16 protein-coding genes are annotated in these 14,340 nt (G+C 72.5%); 4 read left to right on the forward strand and 12 right to left on the reverse strand.

Going from position 1 to position 14,340, the window contains the following annotated elements:
• Window positions 1-97: 97 nt before the first annotated feature.
• Window positions 98-592 (reverse strand): PaaI family thioesterase, encoded by a 495-nt coding sequence (locus RKD23_RS03690; RefSeq protein ID WP_424852276.1) that lies wholly within the window; start codon window positions 590-592, stop codon window positions 98-100.
• A gap of 94 nt (window positions 593-686) precedes the next feature.
• On the opposite strand from RKD23_RS03690, the gene RKD23_RS03695 reads away from it, so the two are divergent.
• Window positions 687-1,154 carry a winged helix-turn-helix transcriptional regulator gene (locus RKD23_RS03695; RefSeq protein ID WP_424852277.1) on the forward strand — a complete coding sequence of 156 codons (468 nt, stop codon included), beginning with the start codon at window positions 687-689 and terminating at the stop codon, window positions 1,152-1,154.
• Between the two features lie 107 nt (window positions 1,155-1,261).
• Here RKD23_RS03695 and proC read toward each other — a convergent pair whose 3' ends face one another.
• Window positions 1,262-2,062 carry a pyrroline-5-carboxylate reductase gene (gene proC, locus RKD23_RS03700; protein WP_424852278.1) on the reverse strand — a complete coding sequence of 267 codons (801 nt, stop codon included), beginning with the start codon at window positions 2,060-2,062 and terminating at the stop codon, window positions 1,262-1,264.
• Window positions 2,063-2,175: 113 nt separating this feature from the next.
• A complete protein-coding gene (locus tag RKD23_RS03705; RefSeq protein WP_424852279.1) occupies window positions 2,176-2,421 on the reverse strand; it encodes a hypothetical protein in 246 nt (81 codons plus the stop codon).
• Window positions 2,422-2,803: 382 nt separating this feature from the next.
• Between RKD23_RS03705 and RKD23_RS03710 the strand changes: the two genes are divergently transcribed.
• Window positions 2,804-3,724: a terpene synthase family protein gene (locus RKD23_RS03710; RefSeq protein ID WP_424852280.1), complete on the forward strand. Its 921-nt coding sequence runs from the start codon at window positions 2,804-2,806 to the stop codon at window positions 3,722-3,724.
• Window position 3,725: 1 nt separating this feature from the next.
• Here the strand turns inward: RKD23_RS03710 and RKD23_RS03715 are convergent, their stop codons facing one another.
• The gene (locus tag RKD23_RS03715; protein ID WP_424852281.1) at window positions 3,726-4,301 is read right to left on the reverse strand and encodes a CAP domain-containing protein; all 576 of its coding nucleotides are present in this window, start codon (window positions 4,299-4,301) and stop codon (window positions 3,726-3,728) included.
• 131 nt (window positions 4,302-4,432) lie between these two features.
• Between RKD23_RS03715 and RKD23_RS03720 the strand changes: the two genes are divergently transcribed.
• On the forward strand, window positions 4,433-4,675 hold the full coding sequence (locus RKD23_RS03720; protein ID WP_424852282.1) for a hypothetical protein: 243 nt from the start codon (window positions 4,433-4,435) through the stop codon (window positions 4,673-4,675).
• A 63-nt stretch (window positions 4,676-4,738) separates the two neighbouring features.
• On the opposite strand, the gene RKD23_RS03725 is transcribed toward RKD23_RS03720, so the two are convergent.
• The 5 genes from RKD23_RS03725 to RKD23_RS03745 all read right to left on the reverse strand — a co-directional run bounded on the left by RKD23_RS03725 (window position 4,739) and on the right by RKD23_RS03745 (window position 10,399).
• Entirely contained in the window at window positions 4,739-5,371 is a 633-nt protein-coding gene (locus RKD23_RS03725; RefSeq protein WP_424852283.1) for an ABC transporter permease, read from the reverse strand.
• Window positions 5,372-5,497: 126 nt separating this feature from the next.
• Window positions 5,498-6,412 (reverse strand): ABC transporter ATP-binding protein, encoded by a 915-nt coding sequence (locus RKD23_RS03730; RefSeq protein WP_424852284.1) that lies wholly within the window; start codon window positions 6,410-6,412, stop codon window positions 5,498-5,500.
• A 131-nt stretch (window positions 6,413-6,543) separates the two neighbouring features.
• Complete coding sequence (locus RKD23_RS03735) at window positions 6,544-7,587, reverse strand: polyprenyl synthetase family protein (RefSeq protein WP_424852285.1); 1,044 nt, start codon at window positions 7,585-7,587, stop codon at window positions 6,544-6,546.
• 240 nt (window positions 7,588-7,827) lie between these two features.
• A complete protein-coding gene (locus RKD23_RS03740; protein WP_424852286.1) occupies window positions 7,828-8,754 on the reverse strand; it encodes a hypothetical protein in 927 nt (308 codons plus the stop codon).
• A gap of 199 nt (window positions 8,755-8,953) precedes the next feature.
• Window positions 8,954-10,399 carry a glyceraldehyde-3-phosphate dehydrogenase gene (locus RKD23_RS03745; protein ID WP_424852287.1) on the reverse strand — a complete coding sequence of 482 codons (1,446 nt, stop codon included), beginning with the start codon at window positions 10,397-10,399 and terminating at the stop codon, window positions 8,954-8,956.
• A 140-nt stretch (window positions 10,400-10,539) separates the two neighbouring features.
• Between RKD23_RS03745 and RKD23_RS03750 the strand changes: the two genes are divergently transcribed.
• Window positions 10,540-11,646, forward strand: coding sequence for a CapA family protein (locus RKD23_RS03750; RefSeq protein ID WP_424852288.1), 1,107 nt, complete (start codon window positions 10,540-10,542; stop codon window positions 11,644-11,646).
• Window positions 11,647-11,649: 3 nt separating this feature from the next.
• Here RKD23_RS03750 and RKD23_RS03755 read toward each other — a convergent pair whose 3' ends face one another.
• The 3 genes from RKD23_RS03755 to RKD23_RS03765 are packed head-to-tail and all read right to left on the reverse strand — an operon-like array spanning window position 11,650 to window position 14,308.
• Window positions 11,650-12,396: an SDR family NAD(P)-dependent oxidoreductase gene (locus RKD23_RS03755; RefSeq protein ID WP_424852289.1), complete on the reverse strand. Its 747-nt coding sequence runs from the start codon at window positions 12,394-12,396 to the stop codon at window positions 11,650-11,652.
• On the reverse strand, window positions 12,393-13,391 hold the full coding sequence (locus RKD23_RS03760; RefSeq protein ID WP_424852290.1) for an alpha/beta hydrolase family protein: 999 nt from the start codon (window positions 13,389-13,391) through the stop codon (window positions 12,393-12,395). The genes RKD23_RS03755 and RKD23_RS03760 overlap by 4 nt, the downstream gene beginning before the upstream one ends.
• Window positions 13,388-14,308: a zinc-binding dehydrogenase gene (locus tag RKD23_RS03765; protein WP_424852291.1), complete on the reverse strand. Its 921-nt coding sequence runs from the start codon at window positions 14,306-14,308 to the stop codon at window positions 13,388-13,390. The genes RKD23_RS03760 and RKD23_RS03765 overlap by 4 nt, the downstream gene beginning before the upstream one ends.
• Window positions 14,309-14,340: the final 32 nt, after the last annotated feature.

Below are 14,340 nucleotides of genomic sequence, written 5' to 3' on the forward strand. Positions count from 1 at the left end.
GGCGCAGGACGGCACATGAGCCATCGACGGTCAGGACGAAGTCACCGCTGAACGACCTGAGGTCCGACCTTCCCTCCCCGCCCGTCGGCACACCGTCTCAGGCCGCAGGCACCGGGAACAGCAGGCAGCTGCTGGTGGCGTGGGCGAGCAGACGGTCCTTCTCGTCCACGAGGGTGGCCTCGGCGAGCGCGGTCTGACGGCTGCTGTTGACGACCCGGCCGATGGCCCGCACCGGGCCGGTGTCCACCGTCACCCGGCGCAGGAACTTCACGTTCAGGTCGAGCGAGGTGTAGCCCATGCCCGCGGGCAGCACGCTCTGTACGGCGCAGCCCGCCGCGGAGTCGAGCAGTGTGGCGTAGACGCCGCCGTGGACACTGCCGATCGGGTTGTAGTGCTCCTCGCCGGGCATCAGGGAGAACACCGCGTGACCGTGTTCGACCTCGTCGAGGGTGAAGCCGAGCGTGGCCGCGACGGGCGGGGTGGGCAGCCGTCCCGCCACCATGTCGCGCAGCAGGTCCAGGCCGGTGCCCTGGCCCACGGCCGCGGCCGTGATCGCCGGGTCCTGCCACTCGTACGTCCTGGTCCGTCCCATGCTGCGCCACCCTCTCCCGCTGACTTCGTAGATCGAAGCTAGCCGCGCGTCCAGCTGGCTGTCAATGACGAAGTCAGGGCCTACGATGGCGCCCATGGACTGGCTTGAGACGAGCACGGAGAACTGTCCCGTCCAGCGCACCCTCGAAGTCGTGGGCGAGAAGTGGACGCTGCAGATCCTGCGCGACGCCGCCAACGGGGTGCGCCGGTTCGAGGACTTCCGGCGTCACATGAGCCTCTCGGAGGCCGTGCTCAGCGACCGGCTGCGCAAGCTCACGTCCGCCGGCATCCTCGCCACGGTCCCCTACCAGGAGCCGGGCAGCCGCGCCCGCAACGAGTACCGCCTCACCCGCAAGGGCTGGGACCTGTGGCCCGTGCTCATGGCACTGGGCCAGTGGGGCGAGACCTACGCCGGCGAGCCGGAGGGGCCGGTCCTGGACATACGCCACTCGGACTGCGGCGCGCCGGTGCGCGTGGTCGTGGAGTGCTGCGAGGAGCGCACGGCGCTGACGCCGCGCGATGTGGTGGCCCGCCCGGGGCCGGGGGCCCGGCGGTTGGGGTGAGCTGTCGGGGGGCGGCGTGTGAGGTGGGCGTCCGGGGCGGGCCGGTGCGCGGCCCCTCGACCCGCCCCCCAGCCCTCAGCCCTCAGCCCTCAGCCCTCAGCAGAGCCCTACGTGACCTGCTCCCCCAGCTCCCGGCTCCGCCGCGCCGCCGCCTCCACCGCGGCGCGGAACGCGGGGCCGACGCCCTTGTCGTCGAGGGTAGCCAGGGCGGCTTGGGTGGTGCCGCCGGAGGAGGTGACCGACTCGCGGAGGGTGTCGGGGGTCTCGCCGGTGCTGCGGAGCATGGCAACGGCGCCCTCGGCGGCCTGGAGGACCATGTCCCGGGCGGCCTCGCGGGGGACGCCGAGGTCGGTGCCGGCTTTGATCATGTTCTCGATGACGTAGTAGAAGTACGCGGGCGCGCTGCCCGAGAGGGCGGTGGCGGCGTCCTGCCCTTCCTCGTCGAGGCGGATCACCTTGCCGACGGGGCTGAGGAGTTCCTCGGCGCGCCGCAGGTGTTCCTCGCCGGCGTACCGGCCCGGGGAGATCACGGACATGCCCGACTCGACGAGCACCGGGGTGTTCGGCATGACGCGGACGACGGGCGGCTCCCCGCCGAGGTGCTGCTCCACGAGCCGGGTAGGGATGCCGGCCGCGGCCGAGACGACCAGGCAGCCGGAGCGCAGGTGCGGGGCGATGTCGTCGAGGAGGCCGGGCACATGGTGGGGCCGCACGACGACCAGCAGGGTGTCCGCCGCCTCGGCGGCCTTCTCCGGCGGGACGGCGCTCACGCCGTACTTCCACCTCAGATCGTCCGCGCGCTCGGCCCGCGGCTCCACCACCAGGATCTCGTCCGGGCCGCGCCCCGACCGCACGAGGCCCGCGAGAAGCGCCTCGCCCATCTCCCCGGCGCCGAACAGCGCGATCATGGCTGCTCCCTGTGCGTCGTACGGGCTCACCCGCCCGGTTTGTAGGGATACGCGCACCCTAACCCGGGCGGGTGACCGGTGCCCGCCGGCGGCCTGGAGGAGCGTCGGCCCGCTCAGGCCCTCGGGAAGATCATGTCGCTGGCCGCGTTGACGAACGGCGCGGTCATCTCGGCGAACTGGGCCGCGCCCTGGGCGAACGGCGTCAGCGGGTTGATCGAGCCCGACTGGCCGTGCGGGCGGGACGGGGCCTGCGGGGCGGGACGCGGGCGCGGGTCTTTCGTGTCGGCCAGGGCGGAGGAGCCGCCCTGGACGGCCAGCACAACGGTCAGCAGGACGACGGCACGTCGGCAGGTTCGCATTCGCATGACCGTCTCAACGAAGGGGTCCGTATCGGGTCACCGATCCACCGGAAGTGTGATCTAAGGGTGAACCGCGCGGCGTCAAGTCAACGGTCCGCCGGGTCCATTCCTTCGGTGGACACGGGGGATGCCTGGGCATGGCTCGTCGCGGCCGCTCTTCGATGTCCCGGATGATCGTGACCGTTTTCCACCCCCTTTCTCATCCATTCATCGGAAGGTTCACGCTGCCATGGGACCGCATCCGTCCGAAGTGGAATTGCCGCCACTGTTCTGCCCTCTGGAATCAGCGGTTCACCCTCATGTCCATCAGATCGAGAAACGCGCCGTGGAATGGATCGGCGCGAGTGGTATGTGCGCGTCGGAACGCGAGAAGGCGTGGGTCGTGGCGACGCACAGCGCCGACTTCTACGCCCGTTTCACCCCGGTCGCCGACGACGACCGGCTTCTGGCGGCGGCCCTGTGGGTGTACTGGGGCTTCGCGTTCGACGACGCGCGCTGCGACAGCGGCCCGCTGAGCAGCCGTCCGGCGCAGTTCAACGCCCTGGCCGGTGAGGTGCAGCGGGCGTGCGAGTCCGCGTCGGCGGTCCCCGACGACCGGTACGCCCGAGCCCTGCAGGACATCGTCCGGCGGTTCCGCTCGTTCGCCGAGCCCACCCAGGTGGCCCGTTTCCAGCACGCACACCGGACCTGGCTGTCGGGTGTCGCGTGGCAGATCGGCAACCGGGCGCTGGGCCGGATGCCGGGGCTCGACGAGTTCCTGACCATGCGGTTGCAGGCGGCCGGCGGGCACCCGACGTACGCGATGCTGGAACTGTCCACCGGGGTCGAGGTGCCGGACCGCGAGATGTACCGGCCCGCCGTGCAGGCCCTGTCCGAGATGGCGATCATGGTGGCCTCGCTGGACAACGACCGCCACTCGCTGCACAAGGAGCTGGCCCGGGGTCACACCGACCAGAACGTCTACACCGTACTGATGGCCGAGCGGGGCATCGGCCTGCAGCAGGCCGTCGGTGAGGCGAGCGGCCTGCGCGACCGCGTCCTGCTGCGCTTCCTGGAGCTGTACGACCGGGTGCGCCCGACGGCCGGTCATGAGCTGTCCACCTATCTGCAGGGACTGCGCTACGGGATGCGCGGCAACAACGAATGGGGGATGCGGGTCCCCCGGTACCTCAGCCAGGGGCGCTGGCCGGACAGCATGGAGGATCTGGCGCTGACGTACGCCGAGGAGCCGTCCGACACCCGGCCGGGCCCGGTGGAGGGCGCGCCGGGCATCGCCTGGTGGTGGGACGCCGATCTGCGCTGAGTCACAGGCGGTCGGCCAGGTCCAGGGTCCACCAGGGGCCGTCGGGGCCCGCCGCCGTGCCGATGCCTGCGTCGGTGTAGAGGCAGGTGAGGAGGATGGAGCGGTGCGCGGGGCTGTCCATCCACTGCGCCACGACCGCCGTCGCGGTGGAAGGTCCCACGGCGACCGCTTCGCCCGTGTGGCCGGGGTCGTAGCCGGCGTCCCGCATCCGTTCGTCGGGGCGGCTGCCGCCCCTGCCCGCGTGGGTGAGCCGCCCCTGTGCGGCCATGTAGGCGCTGTGGGCGCGGGCGGCCCGGTTCAGGGACGCCTGCGGTCGTACGGCCGGACAGCCCGCCGCCGCGCGGTGCCGGTTGACCTCGCTGATCACATCGGTCGCCGGCGCCGCGGGAGCCGCTTGTGCCGCCGGAGCCGGCGGTGCTGCCGGAGCCGCTGGTGTCGTCGGCGGGCGCCAGCGTGGCACCTCGTACGGCGGTGGTCCGGGTACGGGCGGACCGGCCCAGGCCCCGGGCGGGCAGCACAGCAGCGTCATGAGGGCGGCGCAGCCTGCGAAGAACACCTTTCCCCACGTGGCGGTCATGATTTTATTGACCTTTCTTTTCCCTTTCGGAGGAATTCGGCATTTCCTCGGCCCGGCCTCGGGTGCAGGCCGCTAGGGTAAATCCCGGATTCCCCCCTCCCTTTCAAAGCCTGTCGCACAGGAGGTTTTTCATGTCATTGCGAATTCGCCGCCTCGCCGTCGTCTCGCTCGCGGCTGTGGCACTGGCCGCCGGCGGTACTGTTTCCGCTTCCGCTTCCGTCATGGCACAGCCGGCCCAGGAAATGGCCTACCCCGGCCCGGACGGCGACGGCTACCCGGGCCACGGTCATGACCGGCCGCTGCGCTTCGGCCCGTTCGAGTTCCCTCGCTCCGGCACGGTCTCGGGCGGTTTCGCGTGGGACATGGACCGCTGAACCGCGGCCCCGCCGGCGGCCTCCTCCCGCTCCCGGGTGGGGGCCGTCGGCATGTCGGGGCCCTCAGCGCTTGAGCGTGGCCGCGCTGGCCACCAGCACGAGGATCACGCACCCGAGGATCAGCAGCGCGTCGCGGACGAAGAGCCCGGTGACGCCGGTGTGCGTGGCCGCATCGCCCGCGGCCTGGACGCCGTAGGTCATGGGCATCACCTTGGCGACGGCGGACAGCGCCCCCTGCATCTGGTCGCGGGGCACGAACAGGCCGCACACGAGGAACTGGGGCAGGACGCCCGCCGGCAGGAACTGCACGGCCTGGAACTCGTTGCGGGCGAAGGCGCTCACCAGCAGTCCCAGCGCCAGCCCCAGCAGGGCCCCGAGCATGGCGATGACCATCAGCAGATACGCCGGTCCCTTGATGTCCAGGCCCAACGGGCCGATGGCCAACAGGGTGGACAGCACCGCCTGGAGCAGCGCCAGCAGGGCGAAGGCGCAGCTGTAGCCGAGCACGATGTCAAGGCGTCGTACGGGCATGGTGAGCAGCCGTTCGGCGGTGCCGGTGGTGCGCTCGCGCAGCATCGAGACCGACGCCACCAGGTACATCACGATGACGGGGAAGACCCCGAACACCTGCGGGCCGACGCGCTGGAAGGATGCCTCCGAGCCGTGGAACATGAGCTTGAGCAGCACCATCAGCATGCAGGGGATGACCAGCAGCAGGGCCGCGCTACCCCCGGTCGCGGGAGATCTGCTGGAGCACCCGGACCGCGGTCGCGCCGGTGATCGTGGGTGAGAACGGGAGCCGGTCGGCGAGCGGGGTGCCATTCACGAGCGGGTGTCCGCCGCGAAGAAGGACTGCTGCGCGGCCGGCCCACTCGCCTCGTCGAACAGCCCCGTCAGGCCGGTCAGTTCCGGCAGCAGGCTCTGCCTGGCGGCCCGCTGCCGGGCGAGCTTCTCGGCCGCCGTGGCGGCCTCCACCAGATGCATGAACGCCTGCTCCACATCCGTGCAGCCGGTGCGGTCCAGCAGCGTCTCCCGGTCGGCGCTGGCCAGCAGCCGGCCGGAGCGCATCAGCAGCAGCCGGTCGCAGCGGTCGGCCTCGTCCATGACATGGCTGGAGATCAGCAGGGTGGTGCCCTCCATCGCCAACCGCTGGAACACGAGCCAGAGTTCGCGGCGCACCATCGGGTCGAGTCCGACGGTGGGTTCGTCCATCACCAGCAGGTCGGGGCGGTTGAGCAGGGCGACGGCCAGCGAGACCCGGGAGTACTGGCCGCCCGAGAGGCGGGAGACGAGTTTGTCGGCGTATCCCGCCAGGTCGACCTCCTTGACCACCCGCACCACCGCGTCCTCCCGGCGCCAGCCGCGCATCCCCAGCGCCGCGGCGAAGTAGCGCAGGTTCTCCAGCACGGTCAGGTCCGCGTACACCGACGGGGCCTGGGTGACGTAGCCGACCCGGGTCTGCAACTGCTGGGCTCCGGCGGCGTACCCGAGGACCTGCACATGGCCCGCGGTGGCCTGCTGGACGCCCACGACGGAGCGCAGCAGGGTCGTCTTTCCGCAGCCGCTCGGGCCCAGCAGGCCGACGATGCAGCCTCGGGGGATGGTGAAGGTGACGTCCGCCAGCACCGTGTGGGTGCCGCGGACCACTCGAAGTCCGTAGGCGGACACCGCCGGGAGGTCCCCCGCCAGGGGCGTACTGGGTTCGGTCTGCTGCACGGCTCCACTGCGTTTCGTCACAAAGAGTCCTGTTGCGGATGGTCGGGGTACGGCCGGACAGACGCCGCATAACGGCCCACCGCACGGACAACGGCCCACCGGGGCCGAAGTCACGCCCGGACGGCGACCGTCTTGCGGCGTCCGGGCGCAGGTCAGGAGTCGCGGCGCACCATCGCCCAGGCGATCTCCTGCAACTGCCGGTAGGCGTCGGCGGTCGGCGCCGCGTACGACAGCGCGCGCAGCGCCGCCTGCAGCTGCCGCCGCGCCTCCTCCTCGGCGGCCTGCCGCCCGCCGGCCTTCTCCACCAGTTCCCGTACGAGCTCCAACTCGCCTTCACCGAGCGGGTGTTCACCGCAGTACAGGTCGCGCAGCCGCTCTGCGGCGGAGTCGGTGCCCTGCAGCGCGGCGACGACGGGCAGGGACTTCTTGCGCGCGGCGAGGTCCGCCCCCACCGGCTTGCCGCTGCGTGAACTGCGCCCCCAGATGCCGAGCAGATCGTCGGCGCACTGGAAGGAGACGCCGAGCCTGCGGCCGAACTCCCGCAGCCCGTCCACCCGTTCACCGTCCGCTCCGGCGAGCAGCCCGCCCAGGGCGCAGGCGCAGCCCATCAGCGAGCCGGTCTTGCCCTCGGCCATGGCCAGGTACTCGCCGACCGACACCTGTGCGGTGTCCTCGAAGGCGACGTCCCGGCTCTGTCCCTCCACCAGCTCCAGCAGGGCCGTGACCAGCTCTTTCACCGCCGCGGCGGCATGCTCGCGCGGGGTGTCGCACACTGCGCGCAGCGCCGCGACCAGCAGGGCGTCGCCGGCCAGCACGGCGGCAGGCGTGCCGAACACCGACCAGGCGGCCGGACGGTGCCGGCGCAGAGCGTCCCCGTCGATGACGTCGTCGTGCAGCAGCGTGAAGTCGTGCACCAGTTCCACCGCAACGGCTCCCGGCAGCGCACTGCGGGCGCTGCCCCCGACGGCCTGTGCGGACAGCAGTGCCAGCGCCGGCCGAACCGCCTTGCCCCGCCCCGAGACCCGCGCCACCGGGGTGCCGTCCGCCTCGCACCAGCCGCGGTGGTACCCGGCCACCCTGCTCTCGCTCTCGGGAAGGCCCGCCACGGCCTCCCTCAGCGCCGGTACGAACATGTCCTCGGCCCAACTCAGGCGCGGGAAGACGGGAGTCGGGGACGGTTCGGTGATCGGCGACATGTACGGCTCCTCAGCGGGGGACGACCAGGGGGTACACGCCCAGTCAATCGGCGCCGGCAGTGCCGGGGAGGCGCCGCACACGGGCGCACGCCAAAGGATCACCGGTGCGGCTCAGACGTCATACGTTGCACTCAAGGGACCATCGGAGGACCGCCAACTGCGTCTCCACACCCCCATCACGCCACCCACATCCCACGTCCACATCCGGCGTCCGCCGACTGCCCGTTCGGCGGAGACGCCCTAGTCGCCCTCGCTGAGTCCGGCCAGTGCACGGGCGGCGCGTTCGGCGGTGCGGTGGGCCTGCTGGGCGGCTCGGGCGGCCTCCTTCGCGGCGGTGTCGGCCTCGTCGGCCGCGGCGCGGGCCTCGCGTCGGGCGAGGCGGGCCTCGCGCAGTTCCTCCTCCAGCCGGGCGACGCGCTCGTCGGCCTCGGTCACGCGGTCTCGTGCCGCCTGGCGTGCCTCCTCGGCGGCCTCGCGCTCCCCGTGCAGCCGGCGGGCCTCCTCGGCGGCCTCCTTGTCGGCGGCACGGGCCTGCGCCAGGCGCCGCCGCCCGGGGTTCTGCTTCGGGGCACGAGCCGAGCGCGGTGCGGCCCGCGCCGGCGCCGGCTCTTCGGCCTCGCCGAGCTCCTCGGCCGCGCTCCGCCCCTGCGCGCCGGACCGTTTCCTCGCGGCGTCCACCGCCTCCGGCGCGACCGTGCCGAAGCCGACGACCGCCTCCGGGGCCTTGGCGAGGGTGCCGGTCGCCCACTGGTCGGCGGCGTCCTGGTCGCCGAGGACGGCGTGGAAGATCTGCTCCAGCTCGCGCTGGGCGCTCTCGGTGAGGGGGTGCCCGGCCTCGCGGGCGAGCTTCGCCGTCTCGCGGACCAGCGCGGCGACCATCCGGTGCTGCTCCGCTGCGGCCTGCCGCAGCGTGGCCGCGTCCAGGGTGCGGTGCGCCTCGCGGAGGGTGGCGCCCAGGGCGCGCAGCCGCTCGGCGTCCTCAGGGCGGCTGCGGACGAACCGGTTGGAGGCCCAGGCCGCCACGGTGGGCCGCCGCAGCCCCGCGATCCGCTTCGCCGCGGCGGTGTCCTTCGCCTTCCGGGCCTCGGCCGCGCGGGCGTCCCGCGCCGCGACGAACTCCTCGGGCCGCAGCGCGTACAACTCCTCGACGATCTCCTCGGCATCCACTCCCCCACCATCGACCGGCCCTCGCCGCGCAAGCGCCGGGCGCGTCCGACGGGCGTACGACGGTCACCCGCCCGGGGCACGCCGAGGCCCCCGCCGTCGTACGCGCACCGGACGCCCGGGGACTCCGGCAAACGCGCGGTGTCCCCGCCCGTCGCGGAGGACGGGCGGGGACACCGAGGTCACCGGGGAGCCGGACCGGTCAGGCCTGGGCCGCCGGGAAGGTCGGGTACTCGACGCCCGAGACGTGCTGGACGACGCGGACGACCTGGCAGGAGTAGCCGAACTCGTTGTCGTACCAGAGGTAGAGGATGGCGTTGTCGCCGTCGACCTTGGTGGCGCCCGCGTCGACGATCGACGCGTGGCGGGAGCCCACGAAGTCCATGGAGACGGCGTCGGGGGCGGTGGTGAAGTCGATCTGGCGCTTGAGCGGGGAGTGCAGCGAGACGTCGCGGAGGTAGTCGAGGACCTCCTCGCGGGTGGTCTCGCGGCCCAGGCGAAGGCTCAGGATGGCGATCGAGACGTCCGGGACGGGGACGCGGATCGAGCTGCCGGTGATCGGGGCCTTGAGGTCCGGCAGCGCCTTGGCCACGGCCGAGGCGGCACCGGTCTCGGTGATGACCATGTTGAGCGGCGCGGAGCGGCCCCGGCGGTCGGCCTTGTGGTAGTTGTCCAGCAGGTTCTGGTCGTTGGTGAACGAGTGGACGGTCTCCACGTGGCCGCGCAGCACGCCGTACTCGTCGTCCATGGCCTTCAGCGGCGGGACGATCGCGTTGGTGGTGCAGGAGGCGCAGGACAGGATCCGCTCGTCCGGCTTGACGGTGTCGTGGTTGACGCCGTGGACGATGTTCGGGACGTCGCCCTTGCCGGGCGCCGTGAGGACGACCTTGTCGATGCCGGGGCGCAGGTGCTGGGAGAGGCCCTCGCGGTCGCGCCACTTGCCCGTGTTGTCGATGAGGATGGCGTCCTTGATGCCGTACGCCGTGTAGTCGACCTCGCTGGGGCTGTTCGCGTAGATCACCCGGATCGCGTTGCCGTTGGCGAAGATCGTGCTGGACTCCTCGTCCACCGTGATCGTGCCCTGGAACTGTCCGTGGATCGAGTCGCGGCGCAGCAGCGAGGCGCGCTTGACGAGGTCCTGGCTGCCGCCGCCGCGCACCACGATGGCGCGCAGGCGCAGGCCGTTGCCGGAGCCGGACTTCTCGATCAGCAGGCGGGCGACGAGGCGGCCGATGCGGCCGAAGCCGTACAGGACCACGTCGCGGCCCTCGCCGCGCTCGATCTTGTTGGCACCCGTGGCACCGGCGACGGCCTCGGCGGTGAACTCGGCGATCGACAGGCCGCGGTCGTCGGCCTTGTACTCCGCGGCGAGCATGCCGATGTCGATCTGGGAGGGGCCGAGGTCCAGGGTGGTCAGGGCCTGGAGGAAGGGCATCGTCTCGGTGACCGAGAGCTCCTCGCCGTCGATCTGGCGGGCGAAGCGGTGGGTCTTGAGGATGCTGACCACCGACTTGTTCACCAAGGAGCGGCTGTGCAGCAGGACGGTCACGTCCAGCTCACGGTGCAGCTTCCCGATGATCGGGATCATCGACTCCGCGATCTCCTCGCGGTTCTTCCAGTTGGTGAACGAGTCGTCGTTGACAGTCACAGTCTTCACTTTCGAGCTAGACGGCGCTCATATGCTAACCCGACTTGATTCCCACCCTTGAGGGGGCCACCCGCCAGCCCGTTTCGCCCCGGTCTGTCCGACCGGTTGCGTGCCGCGGCCCTCGGCAGGTGTCATGAGATATGGGCAGAGAGCCGGTCTCACTGTTCCTCTGCGGAGATGTGATGCTCGGCCGCGGTGTGGACCAGGTCCTGCCGCATCCACTCGATCCGGCCATCCCCGAGCAGTACGTCCGCGACGCACGCGACTACGTGTCCCTGGCCGAGTCGGTGCACGGAGCGGTGCCCCGAGGCGGCGGTTTCGGGTATCCGTGGGGCGAGGCGCTCGCGCTGCTGGACGCGGCGGCGCCGCACGCGCGGATCGTGAACCTGGAGACGGCCGTGACCGAGCACGACCGGTTCGCCCCGGGCAAGGCCGTGCACTACCGGATGCACCCGGCCAACCTTCCGGCCCTCAGCGTCGCCCGCCCCGATGTGTGCGTGCTGGCCAACAACCACGTCCTCGACTACGGCCGGCAGGGGCTCGCCGACACCCTGGACGCGCTCACCGGTGCCGGGCTGCCTGCCGTGGGCGCGGGCGCCGACCTGCGGGGAGCGGGCGCGCCGGTGATCCTCAGGCCCCACGCCGGCGTACGGCTGGCCGTGTTCGGGCTCGCCACCGCCTCCAGCGGCGTCCCCCGCGACTGGGCCGCCACCGCCCGGCGCAGCGGCGTCCACCACGCCGGGGACACGGCCGTGCCCCGGCTGCTCGCGGCCGTCGGGGACCGCAAGAGGGCCGGGGACCTCGTCGTGGTGTCGGTCCACATGGGCTCCAACTGGGGCTACTCACCCGCCCGTTCGGACCGCGAGCTGGCCCATGCGCTGATCGACGCCGGAGCCGACCTCGTCCACGGGCACTCCTCGCACCATCCGCGCCCCCTGGAGGTCCACCGCGGCCGGCTGATCCTGCACGGCTGCGGCGACCTCGTCAACGACTACGAGGGCATCGGTGGCCAGGAGCACTTCCGCGACGACCTCCGTCTGCTGTACTTCGCCGAACTCGACCCGGACGACGGCCACTTCAGGAAGCTGCGCATGGTCCCGCTGCGCAGCCGCCGGCTGCGCCTGGAACGGGCCCCGGAGTACGACGTGCTGTGGCTGCACGGCGTCCTGGACCGGATCAGCAGGCCCTACGGCATCCGGGTCGACCACACGGACGACCCGGCGCCCCTGGTCGCGCACCTCGGCTGAGCCTCAGGCCGGCACCGCGCCCACGAGACCCCCGTCCACCACGAGGTCCTGCCCGTTGACGTAGGAGGCGTCGGAGGAGGCGAGGAACGCCACGGCCGCCGCGACCTCCTCCGGGCGGCCGAAGCGGCCCGCGACGACCTGGCCGTTCAGCGCCTTGGCCTCCGCCGGGCTCAGGGCGTCGTACGGGTACATCGGGGTGTCGATGTAGCCGGGGCTGACGGAGTTGACCCGGATGCCGCGCGGGGCCAGGGCGGCGGCGAGGGTGCGGGCCAGGTTGTGCACGGCGGCCTTGGTCGCCGAGTACAGGGTGAGGACGCTGTTGCCCCGGTGGAGGGTCCAGGAGGCGTTGATGACGATCGAGCCTCCGTCCGCGAGGAGCGGCACGGCCTTCTGGACGGTGAAGAACACGCCCTTGAAGTTGACGTCGACGCCCTGGTCGAAGTCCTGTTCCGTGATGGTCCCGAACGGCAGGAACGTGCCGGTCCCCGCGTTCGCGAAGAGGCTGTCCAGGCGGCCGTGCCGGTCACGGACCGTCGCCATCAGCGCGTCCAGGGCCGCCGGGTCTGCGGCGTCGGCGACGACTCCCGAGGCACGGTCCCCGAGCTGCCCGACGGCGGCGTCGACGCGTTCACGGGTGCGGCCGGTGACGACGACGTGGGCGCCCTCGGCGACGAGCCGGTGCGCGGTCGCCAGGCCCATGCCGCTGGTGCCGCCGGTGATCAGGACGGTCTTGCCGGTGAAGCGGTTCATGCCGAGGCCCCCTTCAGGGCGTGTGCGAGGTGGTCGGTGAGGTGGGGCAGCCAGTCGGGCCGGGCGTTGCCGAGCAGGTGGTCGCCGTGCGGGACGGACAGGTACGTGCCCTGGGGTGCCAGGCGGGCCAGTGCCTCGCCATTGGTGACGCCGGAGATGATGTCCTGGCCGCCGTCCACGACCAGCAGTGGGACCGCGACACGGGGAGCCAGCTCGGCGAGGTCGACGTGGGCGGCGAACGCCCGGGCGGCATAGGCCCCTCCGGTGCGCCGGGCCATGATGTCCCGTACGGGCGGGGGCAGTTGGGCCCAGTCGAGACGGAAGGGGCCGCTGACGGTGGCGACGGCCGCCACCCGCGGCTCCAGGGCCGCGGTGCGGGCCGCGAAGTAGCCGCCGAGGCTGAGGCCGACCAGGCCGACGCGGTTGACGCCGAGCGCGTCGACGACCCGGCCCACGACCTCCTCGTACGCCGGGGTGAGCGCCGAGCCGGCCGCGTGCACGCCCTGTCCGGGGCCGTCCAGCGCGAACACCGCCAGGCCCCTGGCCAGCAGCGCGGCGGCCAGGTCCAGGAACTCCTCCTTGGCCGAGTCGAGCCCGGGGACGACGACCACGACAGGGGCGTCCGCGGGGCCGCGGCGCCAGCCGGTGAAGCCCTCGCCGGTCACCCGCCGCGCGCCGGGCTCCAGCAGCGTGAGCCCCCGGCCCAGCGCCGCGTCCGCCTCGACCGCGGCACGGGGGGCCGACCCGTCGTGCGCGAGGGTGGCGAGGTGGAACCACCGGGCGGCCATCAGCAGATGCTCTCCGGCGGATACGGCGGATACGGCCGATCCCGCCCGCTCCGCGCGCTCCAGGTAGGCGTGCCCGGTGCGCAGGAAGGACGGCCCCCAGTCGGCGACGGAGGCGAGGCCTTCGGTGACGCGCCGGTACTCGTGCGGGTCGACGCCCGCACCGGTGGCCCGGGTGAACTGGGCAGCGGCGAAGTCGGCGGCGTTCATCGGGTGCCTCCCGTCGTCAGTACGGCCTTGCCGCGGATACGGCGCTCACGCAGGTCGACCAGCGTCTGCGCGGTGTCGGCCCAGTCGGACACCCGGCCGACCTCCGGGTGCAGCCGCTTCTGCTCCACGAGGCGTACCAGGGCGGCGAGTTCTGGACCGTAGGGGGCGCCGGCGTAGTGGAAGTGCTGGATCGTCGCGCGTTCGGGTCCGCCCAGGAGGTCGAAGAAGTCCAGCGTCACCGGGGTGCGGCTCGCCTGGCCGAACCAGACGAGCAGGCCACCCGGGCGCAGCTTCGACAGGGCCGCGGGGAGAGCAGAGCCGCCCGTGGACTCCAGTACGACGTCGAACGGCCCTTGTGCCGCGGCCAGTTCATGGATCACCTGGGCGCCCAGCTCGGCCAGTCGCTCGCCACGCGCGGGAGTCGCCGTCACCGCCGTCACCTCGGCGCCGGACCCGACGGCCAGCTCGGTGACATAGTGGCCGACCCCGCCCGAGGCGCCGGTCAGCAGCACCCGCCGGCCGGCCGGATTTCCCGCGGCGCGCAACAGGCGCAGGGCGGTGATGCCGGCCAGCGGCAGGGCGGCCGCACGGACGCTGTCGACGCCGTCCGGGAGCACCGCCAGGGAGTGGGTGGGCACGCTCGCGTACTCGGCCCAGCCGCCCTGCGGCGGATGCCCGACCACACGGGTTCCGACGGCAGGACCCGAGCCGTCGGCAGCGGCCTGCACGACGAGCCCGGCGATGTCCTTGCCGGGCAGCAGCCCCGGCCGGGGGTGTTCGAGGAGGAACGTCTCGCCCCGGTTGGGTGCGAACGCCTCGACCTTGACCAGGACCTCATCGGGCTCCGGCAGCGGCTGGGGGACCTCGGCGAAGGCGACCGGACGCGCCGCGTCCCCCGTGGGAATCAGTCTTCGCATGCCCTGCATGCAACTCCCACGGCCGTGCCCTG

The organism is Streptomyces sp. SAI-170 (assembly GCF_049739565.1).
Classification (GTDB): domain Bacteria; phylum Actinomycetota; class Actinomycetes; order Streptomycetales; family Streptomycetaceae; genus Streptomyces.

Coding starts and splice junctions, on each gene's coding strand:
- RKD23_RS03750 (WP_424852288.1), top strand. CDS start 10,540: ATGGGCAGAGAGCCGGTCTCACTGTTCCTCTGCGGAGATGTGATGCTC.
- RKD23_RS03755 (WP_424852289.1), bottom strand. CDS start 12,396: ATGAACCGCTTCACCGGCAAGACCGTCCTGATCACCGGCGGCACCAGC.
- RKD23_RS03715 (WP_424852281.1), bottom strand. CDS start 4,301: ATGACCGCCACGTGGGGAAAGGTGTTCTTCGCAGGCTGCGCCGCCCTC.
- RKD23_RS03705 (WP_424852279.1), bottom strand. CDS start 2,421: ATGCGAACCTGCCGACGTGCCGTCGTCCTGCTGACCGTTGTGCTGGCC.
- RKD23_RS03690 (WP_424852276.1), bottom strand. CDS start 592: ATGGGACGGACCAGGACGTACGAGTGGCAGGACCCGGCGATCACGGCC.
- RKD23_RS03765 (WP_424852291.1), bottom strand. CDS start 14,308: ATGCGAAGACTGATTCCCACGGGGGACGCGGCGCGTCCGGTCGCCTTC.
- RKD23_RS03725 (WP_424852283.1), bottom strand. CDS start 5,371: ATGCTGATGGTGCTGCTCAAGCTCATGTTCCACGGCTCGGAGGCATCC.
- RKD23_RS03735 (WP_424852285.1), bottom strand. CDS start 7,587: ATGTCGCCGATCACCGAACCGTCCCCGACTCCCGTCTTCCCGCGCCTG.
- RKD23_RS03695 (WP_424852277.1), top strand. CDS start 687: ATGGACTGGCTTGAGACGAGCACGGAGAACTGTCCCGTCCAGCGCACC.
- proC (WP_424852278.1), bottom strand. CDS start 2,062: ATGATCGCGCTGTTCGGCGCCGGGGAGATGGGCGAGGCGCTTCTCGCG.
- RKD23_RS03720 (WP_424852282.1), top strand. CDS start 4,433: ATGTCATTGCGAATTCGCCGCCTCGCCGTCGTCTCGCTCGCGGCTGTG.
- RKD23_RS03760 (WP_424852290.1), bottom strand. CDS start 13,391: ATGAACGCCGCCGACTTCGCCGCTGCCCAGTTCACCCGGGCCACCGGT.